Source organism: Flammeovirga sp. OC4, from assembly GCF_000812565.1.
In the GTDB taxonomy this organism is placed as follows: Bacteria; Bacteroidota; Bacteroidia; order Cytophagales; family Flammeovirgaceae; genus Flammeovirga.
The window spans coordinates 1-19,773 of the sequence record NZ_JTAM01000106.1 but is presented as its reverse complement, the minus strand read 5'-3'; the positions used below and the strand labels follow the sequence as shown (position 1 = coordinate 19,773).

At 34.4% G+C, this 19,773-nt stretch carries 17 protein-coding genes; 7 read left to right on the top strand and 10 right to left on the bottom strand.

The annotated features are described in order from the left end of the window. Positions 1–42: 42 nt before the first annotated feature. On the bottom strand, positions 43–900 hold the full coding sequence (panC, locus tag PL77_RS28440) for a pantoate--beta-alanine ligase (RefSeq protein WP_044213046.1): 858 nt from the start codon (positions 898–900) through the stop codon (positions 43–45). Between the two features lie 131 nt (positions 901–1,031). Between panC and PL77_RS28435 the strand changes: the two genes are divergently transcribed. From PL77_RS28435 to PL77_RS28420, 4 genes are all read left to right on the top strand, one after another. Beyond that, on the top strand, positions 1,032–1,847 hold the full coding sequence (locus tag PL77_RS28435) for a glycogen/starch synthase (RefSeq protein WP_044213045.1): 816 nt from the start codon (positions 1,032–1,034) through the stop codon (positions 1,845–1,847). A 198-nt stretch (positions 1,848–2,045) separates the two neighbouring features. Then, positions 2,046–3,467 carry a DUF4270 family protein gene (locus tag PL77_RS28430; RefSeq protein WP_044213043.1) on the top strand — a complete coding sequence of 474 codons (1,422 nt, stop codon included), beginning with the start codon at positions 2,046–2,048 and terminating at the stop codon, positions 3,465–3,467. Positions 3,468–3,502: 35 nt separating this feature from the next. Then, a complete protein-coding gene (gene glmS / locus PL77_RS28425; RefSeq protein ID WP_044213041.1) occupies positions 3,503–5,341 on the top strand; it encodes a glutamine--fructose-6-phosphate transaminase (isomerizing) in 1,839 nt (612 codons plus the stop codon). A 51-nt stretch (positions 5,342–5,392) separates the two neighbouring features. Continuing rightward, complete coding sequence (locus tag PL77_RS28420; protein ID WP_044213038.1) at positions 5,393–6,046, top strand: DUF4290 domain-containing protein; 654 nt, start codon at positions 5,393–5,395, stop codon at positions 6,044–6,046. 6 nt (positions 6,047–6,052) lie between these two features. Here the strand turns inward: PL77_RS28420 and PL77_RS28415 are convergent, their stop codons facing one another. The 8 genes from PL77_RS28415 to PL77_RS28380 all read right to left on the bottom strand — a co-directional run bounded on the left by PL77_RS28415 (position 6,053) and on the right by PL77_RS28380 (position 11,118). After that, the gene (locus PL77_RS28415; protein WP_044213035.1) at positions 6,053–7,039 is read right to left on the bottom strand and encodes a sodium:calcium antiporter; all 987 of its coding nucleotides are present in this window, start codon (positions 7,037–7,039) and stop codon (positions 6,053–6,055) included. A 9-nt stretch (positions 7,040–7,048) separates the two neighbouring features. Further along, the gene (locus PL77_RS28410) at positions 7,049–7,840 is read right to left on the bottom strand and encodes an amidohydrolase (protein WP_044213033.1); all 792 of its coding nucleotides are present in this window, start codon (positions 7,838–7,840) and stop codon (positions 7,049–7,051) included. Between the two features lie 3 nt (positions 7,841–7,843). Continuing rightward, positions 7,844–8,326 (bottom strand): hypothetical protein, encoded by a 483-nt coding sequence (locus PL77_RS28405; RefSeq protein WP_156152589.1) that lies wholly within the window; start codon positions 8,324–8,326, stop codon positions 7,844–7,846. A gap of 54 nt (positions 8,327–8,380) precedes the next feature. After that, complete coding sequence (gene def / locus PL77_RS28400) at positions 8,381–8,941, bottom strand: peptide deformylase (RefSeq protein WP_044213030.1); 561 nt, start codon at positions 8,939–8,941, stop codon at positions 8,381–8,383. A gap of 17 nt (positions 8,942–8,958) precedes the next feature. Next, positions 8,959–9,375: a Holliday junction resolvase RuvX gene (gene ruvX / locus PL77_RS28395; RefSeq protein ID WP_044213028.1), complete on the bottom strand. Its 417-nt coding sequence runs from the start codon at positions 9,373–9,375 to the stop codon at positions 8,959–8,961. Further along, positions 9,375–9,725, bottom strand: a complete 351-nt coding sequence (locus tag PL77_RS28390) for an arsenate reductase family protein (protein ID WP_044213026.1) — start codon at positions 9,723–9,725, stop codon at positions 9,375–9,377. Before PL77_RS28390 ends, ruvX begins: the two co-directional genes overlap by 1 nt. After that, a complete protein-coding gene (locus PL77_RS28385) occupies positions 9,725–10,618 on the bottom strand; it encodes a bestrophin family protein (RefSeq protein ID WP_052444817.1) in 894 nt (297 codons plus the stop codon). Before PL77_RS28385 ends, PL77_RS28390 begins: the two co-directional genes overlap by 1 nt. A gap of 92 nt (positions 10,619–10,710) precedes the next feature. Continuing rightward, positions 10,711–11,118 carry a MaoC family dehydratase gene (locus PL77_RS28380; RefSeq protein WP_044213024.1) on the bottom strand — a complete coding sequence of 136 codons (408 nt, stop codon included), beginning with the start codon at positions 11,116–11,118 and terminating at the stop codon, positions 10,711–10,713. A gap of 388 nt (positions 11,119–11,506) precedes the next feature. Between PL77_RS28380 and sufC the strand changes: the two genes are divergently transcribed. Both sufC and sufD read left to right on the top strand, forming a co-directional pair. Further along, entirely contained in the window at positions 11,507–12,265 is a 759-nt protein-coding gene (gene sufC, locus PL77_RS28375) for a Fe-S cluster assembly ATPase SufC (RefSeq protein WP_044213022.1), read from the top strand. Between the two features lie 14 nt (positions 12,266–12,279). Beyond that, a complete protein-coding gene (gene sufD / locus PL77_RS28370) occupies positions 12,280–13,575 on the top strand; it encodes a Fe-S cluster assembly protein SufD (protein WP_044213021.1) in 1,296 nt (431 codons plus the stop codon). 76 nt (positions 13,576–13,651) lie between these two features. On the opposite strand, the gene PL77_RS28365 is transcribed toward sufD, so the two are convergent. After that, a complete protein-coding gene (locus PL77_RS28365) occupies positions 13,652–15,841 on the bottom strand; it encodes a glutamine synthetase III (protein WP_044213019.1) in 2,190 nt (729 codons plus the stop codon). 266 nt (positions 15,842–16,107) lie between these two features. Here PL77_RS28365 and PL77_RS28360 point away from each other — a divergent pair, with 266 nt between their 5' ends. Further along, complete coding sequence (locus tag PL77_RS28360; protein ID WP_044213017.1) at positions 16,108–19,245, top strand: hypothetical protein; 3,138 nt, start codon at positions 16,108–16,110, stop codon at positions 19,243–19,245. The last annotated feature ends 528 nt before the right edge of the window (positions 19,246–19,773 follow it).

The following is a 19,773-nucleotide window of genomic DNA, read 5'->3' as shown; positions in this document are numbered from 1 at the left end:
TCAATTATGAGACAGCCTCTTTTTTTATGGCTCTTAAACCGATTATTCAATCAATAAATTATCAATTAATCTGACTTTCCCTAAATGAGCTGCAATTACAATTGCATAGGCATTAGGTGTTTGATAAGGTTCAACAGGTTTTAGGTCTGAGGTATTGACAATTTCGAGGTATTCCAAATGAAAAGAAGTGTTTTTCTGGAATTTCTGTATTCCCCAATCAAGAACTTCTTTTGGTGCTTGTGAATGGTTGATTTTATTCTTCATTTCGCTAATAACTTCATAAATGAAAGGCGCTTTTGCTCGTTCATCGGAAGTCAATCTCAAGTTTCTTGAAGACATTGCAAGTCCATCCTCTTCTCTTACCGTTGGAACACCAATAACCTCTATGCCAAAAGAAAGTTCTTTTGTCATTTTTCTAATAATTAAAAATTGTTGTAAGTCTTTTAGCCCGAAGTAAGCTTTATCAGGATTAACCATGTGAAAAAGCTTGCTTACAACAATTCCTACACCGTTAAAGTGACCTGGTCTAAAGGCTCCTTCTAATTGTTTTTCAATGTCTCCGAATAAAAAACCAACAAGATTTTTATTTTCAATTCCTGATGGATACATCTCTTCTACTGAAGGTAAAAACAAAATGTCGCACTCTACGCCTTCTAGAAGTGCCTTATCTTCAGTATGTTTGATAGGGTAATGTTTAAGGTCAATGGCATTGTTAAATTGTGTAGGATTGACAAAAATACTACAAATTGTAATGTCATTTTCTTTCTTTGATTGACGAATTAATGTTAGATGCCCTTCATGTAATGCTCCCATTGTAGGGACAAAACCGATCGTTTTTTTTGAAAATTTGCAATTATTGACAAATTCTTTTAAGGTACTAACTTTGTTAAAAACGTTCATTTTAGGGGTTGATTTTTTGGAAATAAATTACTAAGTAACTGTAACTATTTACCTTAGTTTAATATATTTATGTTGAATTTAAGTAAGTTCTTCCGTACTTTTGCGTAGAAAAGGTGTAAATACGGTAGAATATGTCGAAATTAAAAATTCTTTATGTCTCAAGTGAGATAAATCCATTTTTAAAAACATCAGAGGTTGCAGATTACGTGAGAAAGCTTCCTCAATCGATGCAAGAAAGAGGAATGGAAATCAGAATTATGGTTCCAAGATTTGGATTGATCAATGAGCGTAAGAACAGATTGCATGAGGTAGTGAGACTTTCGGGAATGAACATTGCCGTAGGTGAGGACGAAAAGCCGCTAACAATTAAAGTAGCTTCAATACAAAGTGCGAAATTACAGGTATACTTCATAGATAATGAAGATTATTTCCATAGAAAGTCAGTCTTCAGAGATAAAAAGAGTGATGAATTCTTCTCTGATAATGATGATAGAGCTGTATTCTTCTGTAAAGGAGTAATTGAAACTGTAAAGAAATTAGGATGGGCACCAGATGTAGTGCACTGTAATGATTGGTTTACAAGCTTTATTCCTTTATACTTGAAAACGTCTTACAAGAACGATCCAATGTTCAAAAATGCTAAAACTGTTTTTACAGTTTACAATACGCAGTTTGATCATAAATTTGATCACGAACAATTGGCGAATAAAGTGAAAATGCTAGATATTGATGATTCAATGTTATCAGATTTATCTTCGGCAGATTACAATAGCTTTATTAAAATAGGTTCTGAGTATGCAGACAAAGTAACCAAAGGTAGTGCAACTATCGATGATTCGGTAGTAGAGGTACTTTCTTCTTATGGAGAGAAATTAACCGAGACTGAACCAGAGGGTGAAGAATATGCAGAGTCTTATTATGATATTTATACTGGATTAGCAGAGTAATGTAAGCTTTTTAAGTATTTTTATATAAAAAAGGTAGTCGTTTTTACATCGACTACCTTTTTTGTTTGTGTGCTATAAGAATATTTGCAATTTTTGTCCTCACGTATTTTTTATTAGGTTTTCAACCATTTTAAACAATCCATTGTCATGGAAAAAGAGGGGTTTTAGATTCCCACTTTTTAACTGATAATTTTCCAGATGAATATAAGAAACTTATACATTAGAGCAATTTCATTTTTAGTAGTTATTTTTTCCATTGCTTGTGAGCGTACGGATCAACAAACAATTATAATTGGAGGAGACCTAATTGATGATGCAACAGTAATGTGTTATGCCGATACATTCGAAATTGAAATAGAGACACATTATAAAGATTCACTTTATACTAAAAATGGTGCGTATTTCTTAGTAGGTTATGTGGATGAGGGTACCGAAATTGGTAACACTAAGGCCACTACTTTTACCCAATTAAGTATTGGTTCTGAGGAATCAGTTAGTTTTGATGATAGAACACTAGATTCTATTTCTTTATCATTGGCACTTGAAAAAACAACACTTTATGGTGATACCACACAAGAGTTGACTTTAGAAGTATATGAGTTATTGGATGATATTGAAGGTGATTCAATAGATTATTTTTCTAACGATGAAGTTGAATATGCTGCAACACCTATTGGTACCAGAACATTTAAAGCTTCTGATATTACGACTGATACTGTGAAAATTCAGTTAGATAGTTTATTTGGGGCTAAAATCATATCCAATGGTGAATATGCAGATCAGGACGAGTTCGCTGAAACAATTAAAGGTTTAGCAATTAAGGTTAAAGATTCTCAATCGCCAGCGTGGGTAGGAAAATATAGTTTGGAAAACTTTGGGACGGTTGTGACAATGAATATGCATTATTTTGGAGATACTGAAGAAGATACTCTTAGAGACGTATATTATTTTGGCTTTAATCAAAGATTCAATAATATTAAATATACACCAGGTACTTTAACACAGAACATCAATATTGGAGATGTAGTAAAGTCTGAGGATTCTAATAATTTAGGCTTCGTTTTTGAAGGTACCGGAATGGTAGCACGTATTAAATTCCCTTCTTTAGCTAACTTAATGAAGAAAGAGGATGGTACATTAAGAGAAGTGCACATTAACCAAGCTGATTTAGCAATTACTGCGGTTGGTCCTGAGGATGATGGATATAAAGTTTACCCTGCATCAAATCTGCCGCCACCATCAGGATTGTATTTTGGTTTTATGGATGAAGATGGTACAATACAAACTGTAGATAGTGAATCTAGGCAATATAGATTATTACAAGCCCAATTTCCATCTTCTGGTAACCATCAAATTGGTTATAATTCTAATACACAAACATATACTTGGGCTAAATTAGCTCAATACTTACAAGAAAGAACATTTAGGGAGGTCGAAGGTTTACCTCTTGATGATGATGGTCTCGTTATATTACCAAGTCAACAATCTTCTTCTATTCAAAAGCTGGTTTTCGCAGGAGATAAAAATGATCTCATGCACCCATTAAATGGACAGCCTATGAAGATGAGATTAGTTGTATACTATGCTGTATTCAATGACCCTAACTATAACTGTAAATAGGGAGTTGATAATTATTCACTAAATTTATAAACATCATGTGCGGAATTGTCGGTTATGTAGGACATAGAAATGCACTAGACATTCTTATTAAAGGCTTAGAGCGACTTGAGTATCGTGGATATGATAGCGCTGGTGTGTCCCTTGTTGAAAACTCTGATGTAAAAGTTTTTAAATGTAAAGGGAAAGTTGCAGACTTAAAAAACGAATTAAAAGGACAAGACACTAAAGGTTCAACAGGTATAGGCCATACACGTTGGGCAACACATGGTGCTCCGAATGATGTAAATGCTCACCCTCATTATTCATCTGATTCAAAACTAGCAATGGTACATAATGGTATCATCGAAAATTATGAGGCATTAAAAGCTCAATTAATAGAGAAAGGGCATGTATTTCATTCAGAGACTGATACTGAGGTATTTATTCACTTTATCGAGCAAGTTCAAAAAGATAACGACTGTGATTTAGATCAAGCTGTCCGTATTGCTTTGAATGAAGTAGTAGGAGCTTATGCAATTGTAATCACAAGTAAAGATAATCCAGGGCAGTTAGTAGCAGCTCGAAAGGGTAGTCCATTAGTAATTGGTGTAGGAGAGAATGAGTTCTTCCTCGCTTCTGATGCTACCCCAATTGTTGAATATACAAAAGAGGTTGTATATATTAAGGACGAGGAGGTAGTACTTCTTAAAGACGGTGAAATGAAAATTACCGACATTAAGAATGTAGTTCAAACACCTTACCTACAAACCTTAGAATTAGAACTAGAAGCTATCGAAAAAGGTGGATATGATCACTTCATGATGAAGGAAATCATGGAACAGCCTAAGTCTGTAGCAGACTGTTTAAGAGGGCGTGTTATTGCACGTAAAAACCACGTAAAGCTAGGTGGTATTTTAAATCACTTTGATGACCTTCTTAATGCTAACCGTATTATAATTGTTGCATGTGGTACGTCATGGCATGCAGGTTTGGTAGCAGAATACATTATTGAAGAATTAGTGCGTATCCCAGTTGAGGTAGAATATGCATCTGAATTTAGATATAGAAACCCAATTATCGGTAAAGGTGATGTGATGATTGCAATTTCTCAATCAGGGGAAACTGCGGACACATTAGCAGCGATGTCTTTAGCAGAGTCTAAAGGAGCTACTGTAATTGGAGTTTGTAATGTAGTAGGATCATCTATAGCTAGAAACTCTCATGAGGGAGCTTATACTCATGCAGGACCAGAAATTGGTGTAGCTAGTACAAAAGCATTCACAGCTCAATTAACAGTGCTTACTACAATGGCATTGATGCTGGCAAAAGAAAAAGGATCTTTAACGGAAGCTCAATTGCATGATTTATTAGTTGAGTTTGAAAGTATTCCCTCTAAGATTGAGAAAGTCTTACAAGTTGATGCAGCTGTTAAAGAGATGTCAGCATTGTATAAAGATGCTAGAAACTTCTTATATTTAGGTAGAGGGTTTAATTTCCCTGTAGCTTTAGAAGGAGCTCTTAAGCTAAAAGAGATTTCATATATTCATGCAGAAGGTTATCCTGCGGCGGAAATGAAACACGGTCCGATTGCTTTGATTGATGAAGAGATGCCTGTAGTGGTTATTGCTACTAGAGATAGCTCTTATGATAAAGTTGTGTCTAACTTACAAGAAGTTAAGGCTAGAAGCGGACGAGTAATTGCTGTTGTAACTGAAGGTGATGCATTAATTCCAAGTATGGTAGATCACGTGATTGAGGTACCTGATACGCATGAAGTATTAATGCCTATGATTTCTTGTATTCCTTTACAGTTGCTTTCTTATCATATCGCTGTTATGAGAGGATGTAATGTGGATCAACCAAGAAACTTGGCGAAGTCAGTAACAGTAGAATAAATTATAACATACTGAGTGATTATTAATAAATCACTCAGTTTAATTAAGAATATGCGCGACGAACATAGTTATAATACCAGTAGATCAGATATTATTCTGAAAGAGTATGGAAGAAATATTGAGGGTTTAGTTCAATTTATTTCTTCATTGGAAGATAAGTCTTTAAGGACGCAATATGCATATACTTTGATTGCTTTGATGAAACAGCTTCATCCAATACAAAAGCAATTAAACGATAGCCAACAGAGAATCTGGGATCATTTACAGGTGATGTCTGATTTTAAATTGGATATAGACTCTCCATACCCTGCTCCAAAGGAAAATATGATGTTCAGTAAACCAAGGAGAGTTGAATATACGCAAAGTAATATCCGATTCAGACACTTTGGTAAAAATCTGGAGGCTATGGTTCAAAGTGCTTTGGAATTAGAGGCTAAAGAAGATGTAGAGTTGGCTTTTTCTAAGATTGTAAAGTTGATGAAATCCTTCTATTCTGCTCAAGTAAATAATCAGATAGAAGATGATGTAATCATGAATACATTGAGTATTTTATCTAAGGGAAAAGTAAACATGAAAGAAGTAAAGGCCAAATATCCTGATGCTTTTAAAAATGTGAAACTTCCTTCGAATACGGCTGTAACGACTTCTTCTAGTAATAACTCTTCTTCAAAAAGTAAAAAGCGTCGTAAGAAAAGAAGAAAATAGTGAATGCTATCCTCTTAGGTAAGTGGTCACATAAAATAGTATCCCAAGTAATAGTAGAATTATTGAAGTAACTTTGTTCAAAACGTAATTTTTACTTGATAGTGCTAATGTAATACAAAGGGTACAGATTAATATCGAAAATATTAAATCATAATTAAGGGTGTAGTCATAAAAGGCTTCACCCTTAATTGTTAATAAACAAGGGGTCAGTAAAAAGTTGATGATATAAGACCCCATGATATTACCAAGTGCAATATCTTGACGCTTTCTTTTTATTGCAGCTAAAGTAGTTGTGATTTCGGGTAATGAGGTACAAATAGACATTATACTTACACCAATAAACCTTGAGCTTAGTGGTGTTGTAGAGTTTAATAATAAGGCTTCAATAACCACAATATAAGCTCCTACACAAATAATTAGTATACCAACAATAATATTTCTTACAATTGTTTGTTTGTTGAAATGATGAAAAGAAGAGTGTTTTTGTGCATTAAGAAGTGAAATTTCTCTTCTAGATTTTTTGTTGGTGAAAATTACAATATAATAAAAAACGAAGGTGCCAAATAGTATTAAAGCATCTGTTCTAGTAAGATAGTTGGCTCCAACATTAAAGATGAGTTGTTTATTCAATAAAACGAACAACAGAATACCTCCTAATATTGCTACAAGTAAATCTCTCCAGATACTTTTAGCAAATACCCTAATACTGGTGAAAAAAGTAGTCAGGCCTAACCCAAAAACAATATTAAAAGTATTACTGCCTATCAAAGTTCCGAAAGCAAGCGTTTCTTCATTCTTAAAGGTTGAAATCAATGATACAGCAACCTCTGGTATAGAGGTACCCAATGCAACGATTGTAAGCCCAACTCTTAGTCCCGAAAAGTGCGATTTTGTTGATAAAGCAGTGGCACCTTTTGAAAGCATCAAAGCACCATTTCTCATCAGAATAACACCAACGGAACTAATAATTAAATGAAGAAGAATATATTCCATTCAGAAAGTCTATAAATGTAAATTAAAATGGTCAGCGTCAAGATGAGTTGGAAATTTCTCTCTTAGAGACTGAACTTGTTGGTAATTTAATGTGACAATTTGTATGTCATCTTCCTCGCTTATTTCATTTGTAATTTCACCTTTTGGATTGTAAACAGCTGAGTTGCCATTATAAACTACCTCATTTGGATCAACTCCTGTTCTATTCACACCAACAGTATAGCTTAGGTTTTCGATGGCTCTAGCTGCCAATAATGTATGCCATGCCGCAATTCTAGGTTTAGGCCAATTGGCAATGCATAACAAAATATCATAGTCATTATTTGTATTTCTGCACCATAGAGGGAATCTTAAGTCATAACAAATAATAGGGTTTATTCTCCAACCTTTCCATTCTTCTACTACTTGGAAGTTGCCAGGTGAAAAAGACATGTGTTCAGAGGCCATTCTGAATAAGTGCCTTTTATCATAATGTGAAAAAGTACCATCAGGTTTTACAAAAAGCAGCCTGTTGAATACTTTACGATCTTGTCGAACAGGGTAGCTCCCAATCATGGCAGCGTTCATTCTTTTTGATTGTTGTAGGAGCCATTTTGTAGTAGTTAAGCCAATAGGTTCTGCAAGTTCTGCTGCTGATTGATGGAATCCAGTTGTGAATAATTCTGGAAAAATAACTAGGTCGATATCTTTATCATCAATTTGCCATAATTTTTCTTCTAAAGTAGCAAAGTTAGAAGTAGGGTTCATCCAGTCTATAGAATGTTGAACCATGGCAATTTTAAAGTTCTCTTGATGTTTCATTTTTTATAATCTACCAATAAAAGTTACGTAAAAATAATCACCAGTATTGGAATTTTGAAATACAGCAGCACCAATTGTGTTCGCATTCCTACTTTCGATTGTATTTCTACACGATGTTCTCAACATGTACTCAACAACTCCTGATGTAGGGTCTAAATTCATGCCTGAACTGAAACCCGTGCAACCACGCACGCTTGTGGCTTTAGTTTGTGCAATGATCGCGTTTTTATAATACCCATTTCTCTCTTCTTCTTGGGTTAATTGCTCTCTCATATGTGGATTATCAGCAATGCGAGCAGCAAAACGTTTAGCTTGTTCAAAAAAGATAGGGTTGAATGTTAATTCAGGTAAATCAACCTCCTGCCGATGTTTGTTGATTTGATTCATAAAATCGTCATCTAGACTGTTTGGTGTTGACCAATTGATTTCATCAGAATTACAGCCGAGAAGGGTTAAAATTAGGAGTATATTTATTAGAAGTTTCATGTCAAAAAATAATTCAATAAAAAAGCCACTCAATAAAGAGTGGCTGAAAGTTAGTTATTTTTTCGGAAATCTCATTCTATAGCTATGCTGAGCTTTTCCTTTTGATATGTTATTCAGTTTGTTTTTGATTAACCTCTTTTTAATAGGAGTAAGGTAATCAGTGAATAGGATACCTTCAATATGATCATACTCATGTTGGATGACCCTTGCTGTCATTCCTGAGAATTCTTCTTCTCTTTCATTAAGTTCTTCATCAAGGTATTTGATTTTAAGGCTAGAAGGTCTAGTAACATCACCATTGATACCAGGAATACTTAAACAACCTTCTTCCATAGTAAATTCATCTCCCCATTCCTCAATGATTTCAGCATTGATAAAAGCTCCTCTGTAACCTTTTTCTTCTGACTCTTCGTCAATCATTAAGTTAGAGTCGATTACAAAAATTCTTTTTGCTTTGCCGATTTGTGGACCAGCAAGTCCAACACCATGAGCACCTTCCATTGTGTCAAACATATCAGAAGCTAACGTACCAACTTCTTTTAATTCTTCTTCACTAAAGTCTTTTGCAACTTTTCTTAATACAGGGTCGCCAAAAGCGACAACAGGATAAATCATATACTTATCTAAATTTTCTAAATGCTATTTTGTTCCAAATAAGATTGTAAAATAATAGCTGCACTTATTTTGTCTACATTTCCTTTTACTCTTCGGTCTTTCTTTTTCATGCCGCCGGCAATCATAGATGCCTCTGCCATTTTAGAAGTGAACCTTTCGTCGACAAAATGTACTATTTTATCAGGAAAGTTTTTTTTCAATTTGTTGGCAAATGATTGTGCCGGTTTTGTATTGTCAGTTTCTTTGCCGTCTAGTCCGACAGGTAGCCCCATTACAAAACACTCAACATCTTCCTTTTCTAAATATTCTTTGATGTACTGCATTGCAACATTGGTTTGAACAGTCTCCAATGAAGATGCGATGATCTTAAGAGGATCGGTGACTGCGAAACCAGTTCTTTTTGTACCGTAATCAATTGCCAAAATTCTTCCCATTATCCTAAAGCTTCTTTTGCTTTTTCTACTTCTTTTTTACTATTACCTACAAAGATCTTATTATTTGCAATAATAACAGGTCTTTTTAAAAAAGAATACTCTTGAAGTATTAACGATTTATAATCATTCTCAGATAAATCCTTTTCATGAAGCCCCATAGGTCTAAATTGTCTTGACCTTCTACTGAAAAGTGCTTCATAAGACCCAACTAGAGATTGCATCTCGTCAATTTGTTCTTCTGTGATCTTTTCAGTCTTAATATCTTGAAAAAGATCAAACTTATCTTTTCCAATTTCTTCAATAATTCTCTTACAAGTAGAGCAAGTGGATAAGTGATATATTTTTACCATTATGGATTGTATGTTGAATATTCAGTTGATTTAAACTGTATCTCCTGAATATTATTATAAATATTTTGAGCAATCTTGTCAGTTGGTAAATCGTTAGGGTCTGTCCCGAACGGTTCTTCTATTTCCTCTGAAATGGTCACAATACTCATGGCTACATAGTAAACCATTACTACCGCGAGAATGGTCCACCACCCCAATGTGTTTATTAGACCAAATGGAATGATAATAGCATAAACCCAAATGTAAAGTCTTAATAGAAATGTATGAGATTCAGGCATTGGTGTATTTTTAATCCTTTCGCATTTACCCATAATATCGATCAGTTCATCACTATTTTCAATCAGTTTTAAAAATTGAAAATCAGTAATATCACCTCTATTAAGTGCTATCTTTAATTTCTCTTGAATGTATGAGTTGATAGCATTAGGAATATGATCCCATTTTTTAACTTCCACTAATAATTTTTCCCCAATAAACTCAATCTCGCTAAAAACGACTCCATCTCTGAGATGTTCCTTTAATACAAAAGGGAAAGATGCAATCAATTTCATCAAATCTTTTTTTTCCTCACTGTCACTTAGCATCGAATGAACTTGCAAAGCATAATTTCTTGAAGTGTTTACAAGTCCTCCAAGTACTTTTCGAGCCTCCCACCAGCGGTCATATGCCGTGTTATTTCTAAAAACTAACAAAATACCTAAAATAGCTCCCATCAAACCTGGAAGTGAAAAGTTCATTCCAATATCGAAATGTTTGAATTCATGAACTGCACATAATATTGTAGTAGGAATCGTAATCCATACCAAATCGAGTGCTAGTTTTTTTATGAGATAACTTTTGTAGTTGAACATCCCATAAAAAGTAGTATTTCTGAACTTGTTAATTTTAGGCATAGTTTGAAAAGATTATAATGATATTTTATTTAACGAGTAATATTAATTCAAAAAGTATAGTTAGAGGAAAACAACAAGATTATTTAGTAAGGTTAAGCGATAAGTTCTTTATGCATAATTTTCGCTTCACCTTTTACCATTACCTTTTTATTTGCTACTGATGTGATGATGGTTTTAATGATAGCTGTTTTTCTTCTTGAATCTATTTCTGTGATTTCAAAGTTAGCTTCATACTCTTCGTTGACAAACATTGGTCTTAAAAAATCCATTTGTTGTGAAAGATATACAGATCCATTACCAGGGAATTCAGTTCCTAAAACTCTTGAAAAGATACTCGCAGAAAGAAATCCGTGCATAATTGGTTTTTTGAAAGGAGTTTTAGAAGCAAACTCATCATCAATATGGATAGGATTAGTGTCGCCCGTCAATTCAGCAAATGCATTTACTTGGTTTTGAGTAAAACTGAAGTTCGTTGCGTAGTTATCTCCAATTGAAAGCATAATTTTTTGATTAAATGTCTAAATATATTTGTAAATAAACTTAAAATGATGATAAAAATCTTCAAATTCGACGAAAAATATTAACTTTGTATCGATGGTGCGAATTTTATGATAGTAATCATTGCAAAATACTGCACCACATTTGATTTGATTTAAATTTTTTTCATTTTCATATTTACAGGACTAAAGGTAATGTCTGTGACATTACCTTTTTTCATGAAAAATTTATGCAAAAGTAGCATGATAATTCGTAAATATGTTCCTATTTAAAAAAAATCTAAATAAATTTGCAAGCCGAATTAAGCTACTACTTTTAGAAGTAAAAACAATAGTACACTATCGGTAGTTATAGTAAACAAATTTTCGATTAATAAAATCATATAGAAATATGTTGAAGATCAATGATCTGAAAGCTTCGATTGAAGACAAAGAAATTCTTAAAGGGATTAATTTAGAGATTAAACCAGGAGAAGTGCATGCGATCATGGGACCAAATGGTTCTGGAAAAAGTACTTTAGCTTCTGTTTTAGCCGGTAGAGAAGATTACGAAGTTGACGGTGGTGATGTTGATTTTGACGGTGAGGATTTGTTAGAAATGGCACCTGAAGTAAGAGCTCAGAAGGGACTTTTCTTAGCATTTCAATACCCAGTGGAAATCCCTGGTGTTAGTAATACTAACTTCTTGAGAACAGCCGTAAATGAAGTAAGAAAAGCAAGAGGTGAGGAGCCTTATAATGCTGCCAACTTCATGAAAGAAATGAAAGAGAAGATGCAAATCGTTTCTATCGATAAATCATTAATGGGTAGATCTTTAAATGAAGGTTTCTCTGGTGGTGAAAAGAAAAGAAATGAGATTTTCCATATGGCAATGCTTGATCCTAAATTAGCAATTCTTGACGAAACAGATTCTGGTTTAGATATTGACGCATTAAGAATCGTAGCCAATGGTGTGAATACATTGCGTGATGGTAATCGTTCGTTTGTAGTAGTGACTCACTACCAAAGATTACTAGATTATATTGTTCCTGATTTTGTTCACGTATTATACAAAGGTAAAATCGTTAAGTCAGGTACTAAAGAATTAGCACTTGAATTAGAAGAAAAAGGTTACGATTGGATCATCCAAGAAGTGGAAGGTCAAAACTAATTCCCTTTATAACGATGAGTATAGTAATTGAAAATGCTGCATTAAAAAACAATGCACTGTCATATATTGAAGATACGATTGAAAAAGTACCTGCTTTAGTTCAACTAAGAACAGAAGCGGCTGAGACTTTCGCGTCTTCAGATTTTCCTTCTATTCAACACGAGGAATGGAAATACACTAACATCAAAAAGTTAGTAAGTAATACTTATTCTTTCTCAAATGATGTGAATGTAACCGCAGCTGATATCCAAGATTATCTAATTGAGGGTACAGATGTAATGGTTTTTGTGAATGGTGTTTATAATGCATCATTATCTTCATTTACTTCAACTGAGAAAGTAATTGTAGCTCCTTTGAGTGAAGCAATTGAGAAGCATCAAGATTTAGTTTTAGCACATCTAGGAAAATACGCCGATAACTCATTACCGTTTGTAGGTGTGAATACAGCATCAGTTGTAGAAGGTGGTTTTGTATATGCGAAAAGAAATGCATTGTCAGAAACTCCTTTGATGTTCCTAAATGTTGTTTCTGGGGACAATATTGTCGTTCAACCAAGAGTATTGGCTGTACTTGAAGAAGGTGCTCAAGCTAGTATTATTGAAAGAAATGCAGTAATCAAAGGTGAAGCTGTGTTAGTGAACAGTGTAGCTGAGGTTAATGTTGCAGAAAGAGCAAACTTGAGCCATTTGAAGTTGCAAGATGAAGTAGAGAATACTTCTTTAGTGACACTTTCTGAAGCTCAACAAGCTGACAATAGTGTTTATCACAATATTACAATCACTACAGGTGGTCACATTGTGAGAAACAACTTAAATATTGCTTTAGGTGAGCACTGTGAAGGTTTGATGACGGGTCTTTATCTTGTAAAAGGAAAGACTTTAGTAGATAATCATACAATGGTGGATCATAAAATGCCTAATTCATACAGTAATGAATTATATAAAGGTATTTTGTCTGATAAATCAAAAGGTGTTTTCAATGGTAAAATCTTCGTAAGAGAGGATGCTCAAAAAACGAATGCATTCCAATCGAACAAAAATATCTTATTATCTCAAGACGCTGTTGTGGATACAAAACCACAGCTAGAAATTTGGGCTGATGATGTGTCTTGTTCACATGGATGTACAGTAGGTGCCCTTGATGAAGAACCAATGTTCTACTTAAGAGCTAGAGGTATTCCTGAAGATAAAGCAAGAGGTTTGTTAATCTATGCTTTTGCTGGAGATGTCATCGAAAAAATCTCTAATGAGAATGTGAGAGCTTTAGTAGAGAAAATCGTAGCTAGAGAAATGGGTTATGATTTGATCTAAATATCAGAGCTTATTTAATATAAAAAGCGGAACATTGTCACAATGTCCCGCTTTTTTTTATTTTCAATCGATGTGGTTATCTCAAGAATAACAATTCCCTATATTTTGGAAGAGGCCACATTTCGTCATCAATCATTGTTTCCAATTTATCGACATGCCATCTTAATTCTTCAAAATACTTTTCTTTGATTTCATCACAGTAGGCGATGGCTTTTTCTTCGGGACTCTCAATTGCGTTGATACGCTTTCTTTCTCGAGTCATTTCATTACTAAGTTTCTTCACTTGATTAAGGTGCTTAGAAACTTTTCGAATGAGATTCATTACTTCTTCAGTTTCTTCCTCAAGCCCTATATCTTTCATGCCTTTCACATTCTCAATCAACATATTTTGATATCGAATAGCTGTTGGACAAATATGATTCAACGCAAGATCTGCCATTACTCTAGATTCAATTTGCATTTTTCTAGTGTAATTTTCTAGACGGATTTCATGACGAGCAAAAAGTTCGGCTTGTGTCATGATTTTCATTCTTTTGAAAAGACGAGAAGTTGCTGCCTTTTTCAAAACTTGTAAAGCTCTCGGTGTATCTCTAAAGTTAGAAAGGCCTCTTCTTTTTGCTTCTTGCACCCATTCTTCACCGTATCCATTTCCTTCAAAAACAACTTTCTTAACAGAGGGGATATAAGAACGTAAAATGTCAATAATAGCAACCTCTTTTTTCTCATCCTGTTCAATCAACTTATCAACCTCTCTTTTGAAAAGTTCTAACTGATTTGCTACAGCAACATTCAATACCGTCATCGCTCTAGCATTGTTTGCATGAGAACCTACAGCCCTGAATTCAAATTTGTTACCCGTAAATGCGAAAGGAGATGTTCTGTTTCGATCTGTATTGTCTAATAGAATTGGAGGGATTTTATTGATGCCCAATTTCATGTAGATGTTATCACCTTTCTTTACTTTAATGTCGCCATTATTTTCTAGTTCTGTAAGCACATTGAATAGTTGAGTGCCAATAAAAGCCGAAATGATTGGAGGAGGGGCCTCATTAGCACCTAATCGGTAATCATTACTTGCTGAAGCAATAGAAGCTCTCAAAAGGTCTGCATTATCATAAACAGCCTTTAAAATATTGATAAAGAATGTAATGAAAATGAGGTTTTCTTTAGCTTTTGTACTAGGTTGTAAAAGATTTTTACCTTTATCTGTAAGCAAAGACCAGTTGTTGTGTTTCCCACTGCCATTTAAGCCCTCGAAGGGTTTTTCGTGGAATAAAACTCTGAAATTATGACGAGAAGCTACTTTTCTCATCAAATCCATCAATAACTGGTTGTGGTCATTAGCAACATTGACTTCCTCAAAAATCGGTGCAATCTCAAATTGACTCGGTGCCACTTCATTGTGGCGCGTCTTAATTGGAATACCTAATTTATAGGCTTCAATCTCCAAACCTTGAAGGAAACGAGAAACTCTTGAAGGAATTGCACCAAAATAATGATCATCGAGTTGTTGACCTTTTGGGGGAGTTCTACCAAAAAGTGTTTTTCCCGTTAATAATATATCAGGCCTTGCATCTGCTAGTGCTTTATCGATGAGAAAGAACTCTTGCTCCGTACCCAAAGTAGCTTGTACTTTTTCAATACTTCTGTCGAAAATTTGACAAACCGCAGTGGCTGTTTTATCAATCTGCTCTAACGCCTTTAGTAAAGGAGCCTTGTTATCCAACGATTCTCCTGTATAAGAAACAAAAACAGTAGGAATACAAAGCGTTTTTCCTTTTCCACTTTCTATAATAAAAGCTGGAGAAGTAGGGTCCCAAGCAGTGTACCCTCTAGCTTCAAAAGTTTGTCTTAAACCACCGCTCGGAAAAGAGGATGCATCAGGTTCTTGCCTTACTAGAGCACTTCCTTTGAAACGTTCAATAGCATTTCCATCATTAGTCATTTCAAAAAATGCATCATGTTTTTCTGCAGTGGATCCTGTAAGCGGTTGGAACCAGTGTGTATAGTGTGTTACACCTTTGGAAATTGCCCAAGCTTTTAAAGAAGTCGCTACAGCGTCAGCAACATTTTCATCAATTTGTTCTCCTTTATGGATAGCATTCTGTAATCTGGTATAAATGTCCGGTGAAAGTTGTTCTTTCATGACATGAAGACCAAACGTATTTTTACCGAAATAGTCTGAAACTTTTTCACTTGGTGGGGTTACATTTATAGGTTGTCTTAGTTCAACAACTTTTAAAGCATCAAAACGCTGTTTTGCCATACTTTGATATTTATTTTTTTTATTTCACTTCTAAAAGTAAAAATACGTTTTTTTTGTTATATTCTTTTTTTTATAACACATAAAATATATGTTAGGTTTTATCACTTTTAAAAACAGTTTGTGCTAAAGCTGATTATCATACTTGGTATGTTCTTTGATTAATCATTACCTATTAACGAAATATATTATAATAATACTCGTTGATAAGGTATAAAGAGAGATTTTTGATAGGTGTCGTAGCACTTCATCCCCATAATAGAGCTTCTATGAAGAGTTTTTTACTAAGTTGTTTATTTTTATTTATTACTCATTTTTCTTGGTCTCAATCTGTCACTGGATCTATTGCAGTTGATGGAGGAAGAGATGTAACCAACGATCCCGAAGGAAGAGTTCACTTAAGGATAAAATCACAGAATGCGACACACATGAAAATAAGTCGCGACGAAAGTTTTAGAGGTGTAGTTTGGGAAAGGGTGAATTGGGAGAAGTCTGATTTTCCGATTATCGGAAGAGGAGAAGAGGATGGAGTAAAAACAATTTATGCCGTTTTTAAAGACGAAGATTCAGGAAATGTATCTGAGGTAGCCACTTTAATTGTTGAATTGGATAGAACACCTCCACAGAACCCTGAAATAATGATTAATGGTGGGTTGTTATTTACCAATAATAAAAAACGTACGGTATCACTATTTTTATCTGCTGAAGATGCATATCAGATGAGGATATCTAATAGACCCGATTTTATTGGTAAGCAGTGGAGAACTTTTACCTCAAGAATTGATAATTATAAACTTCTTGGTCTAGATGGAGAGAAAGAAGTTTTTGTTCAATATAGAGATGCAGCTGGTAATGAAACAAAAGTAATCAGTGCTAAAATAACGATTGATACAACTCCTCCAACTGAAGCTAAAATGAAGATTAACGACGGCGAAAAGTTTTTGAAAGATTCTGTTGTTACCTTACATTTTTTCGCTCAGGGAGCTTCACATATTCAAATCCGTGGTGGAGAAGGATGGATTGATTATGCAGAGGAAGTACAATGGACATTATCTCCTGGAGATGGAGAAAAGGTAGTTTATGCACGTTTTAGAGATGAAGTTGGTAACTATTCTAAGATTGTTTCAGCAAGAGCTATAGTGGATAGAGTTCCACCTAGGTTTGGTAGAGTAATTATTGATGACGGTCGAAAGTATATTGATAATCATGCAAGACATAAATTACAGTTGATAATTCAAGGTGCATCTGAAATGAAGGTTTCTAACAAATCAGATTTTAGTGATGCAGAATGGATGCCTTACACTTCAATTGTTCCAGTGTGGAACTTTCCAATTGGAGATGGTGAGAAAACTGTATATGTGAAATTTAGAGATCGAGCTAAAAATGAATCAGAAATTTACACTTCGTCTGTGATATTAGATTCTACACCTCCTCAGAACCCTAAATTGGATATATATGCCGAAGGTGTAGTTCAAGATACAGCAAATAATGTCAAATTATTAAAGGATGAAAAACATATCGTTGATTTGAAAATTAAGGCTGATGACGCCAAGTTCATGATGATTTCAAATCAACAAACTTTCTTTGGTTCACGCTGGATGATTTACAAGGAAGAACATAAGAATTGGAAACTATTGAGCGGTGAAGATGGTATAAGAACGGTTTATATCAAGTTCATGGATCGTGCAAAAAATGTTTCTGAAGTAGCTTTTGATCGTATTTTAATAGATACAGAACCTCCTCTTGGTGGTAAAATATCGATTGATAACAATAAAGAATATAGTATCGATAAAGAACATATGGTCAACTTAAAGCTATTTGCCAGAAAGGCGAATTACATGCAAATAAGTAATGACCCAACGTTTATGGACTCTGAATGGGAGGCCTACAATGTGATCAGAAAATGGAAGCTTGATGGTGATGATGGTGTGAAAACAGTATTTGCTCGTTACAAAGATTTAGCGGGAAATGTATCTGAACCAGTATCTGATAATATTGTATTGGATACAAAACCTCCATTTAATTGCTCTATTGTAGTCAAAAATCATAAAGAAGGAGTTGTTAATCATCCTGATGCTATTGCTTTGGTAAGAGTAAATGCTGAAGATGCTATTAAAATGCAGATTAGTAACCACCCTAATTTTGAAAAAATTAGATGGATTGGTTATTCAGAATACAATATACCTTGGAGGCTTCCTGGTGAAGATGGTGTAAAAGAGATCTATACAAGATTCATGGATGAAGCAGGTAATGTTTCTGACACATATTCCGTTAATGTAACATTAGATAGAACTCCTCCAGTAGAAGGTAGTGTGGAGATTGTTGAAGCTCAGGATAAGTTAATTAACCTTGAAGAAGTAACATTGAATATCACAGCGAAAGGTGCTAAGACAATGCGTTTATCTTCTAGATCTGATTTCAAAGGTGCTGAATGGGAAAATTATGCTACATCTAAGAAATGGAAATTCCCTCCAGGTGATGGTTTGAAGTTTGTTTATGTACTTTTCAAAGATGCAGTAGGTAACATTTCAAAACCATCATATGTATCAGTGGGTGTTGATACAGATGCTCCACGTGAAGGTTCGATATTAATTGGCCAAGGCGAGAAATATTGTACTGATTATGATGCAAGAGTAAGACTGAAGCTGAATGCAAGAGGTGCTACTAAAATGATGATTTCGAATAATAAAGATTTCGATGGGGCAACTTGGGAGAGATTTAGGTATTATATCTATGATCATTATTTAGAAGCAGCAGAAGATGGCGAGAAAACGGTGTTTGCTAAGTTTAAAGATGATGCTGAAAATGTAACTTCGCCTGTCTCATCAAGTATACTGTTAGACCGTCAAGAACCGGTGAATGAGAAGTTAATCATCAATAATGGTGAAGAATATACTAATGATAAAACTGGTAGTGTTCAGTTAGAAATATTTGCTGAAGGAGCAACTGAGATGAAAGTGACAAATGACAGATATTTCAAGTCACGTATTGATTGGGAGCCTTATGATACTAGTAAGGATTGGATTATCCGACATAGTACTGACGGCGAAAAGTACGTTTATGTGAAGTTTAGAGATGAAGCGGGGAATGAATCTATGGTAACTGAAGCAAAAATTATCTTAGACACAACGCCTCCAATTCCAATGTATGTGAAGATTGAGAATGGAAAAACAGCAGTTGATAACCCGACAGTTAATATTACAACAAAGGCAAGAGAAGCTGTTTATATGATGGTTTCGAATAACCGAGAATTTAAAGGTGGAATTTGGAGGCCTTATTCAGAGAAGTTCTCATGGAATCTAGAACCTGGTGCAGGTATTAAGAGAGTATTTATCAAGTTTAAAGATAACTCTCAGAATGTTTCAGATTTTAAATATGCAGAGACAACTCTATATGAAGGAAATTAATAATATAATTCTTATTTGATAGGAAGAAAGCTTGCAGTAATGCAAGCTTTTTTTCGTTATAATCCAATGTGGATCTAATACTTTCGATATTAGGATTAGGCTAGGGAAATGGATAATAATTAGTGAGTTTTCTACTAATTACATTGTGTACAAAATTCCATTTCTTTCGCCTAAATAATTTTAAACTCGCGGCACTCAAACAAGAAAATCATTTTTAACGGCTCCATACATGAAATTCTTCACGCTTTTCTCTTCAAGGCCGAGAAGGAAGTTACTACTCAATGAATGATTGATTGTTAATAGATCAAAGACCAAAGTTTTGTACTCATCTTCTAAAAAGCAGTTCTTTATGGGCGTTGCATTGCAACGCCCTCGCGAACCACAATGCACTACTACTTATCCTCCATAAAATGAAAACTTAGTTTACAATGTGCCTATTTGTATAGTAATTAAGGTAAAGGTTGAAGAAGCTATCAATTAGTTCATCTTTATCGTGGGTAATAAAAAAAGAGGCTGTCTCATAATTGA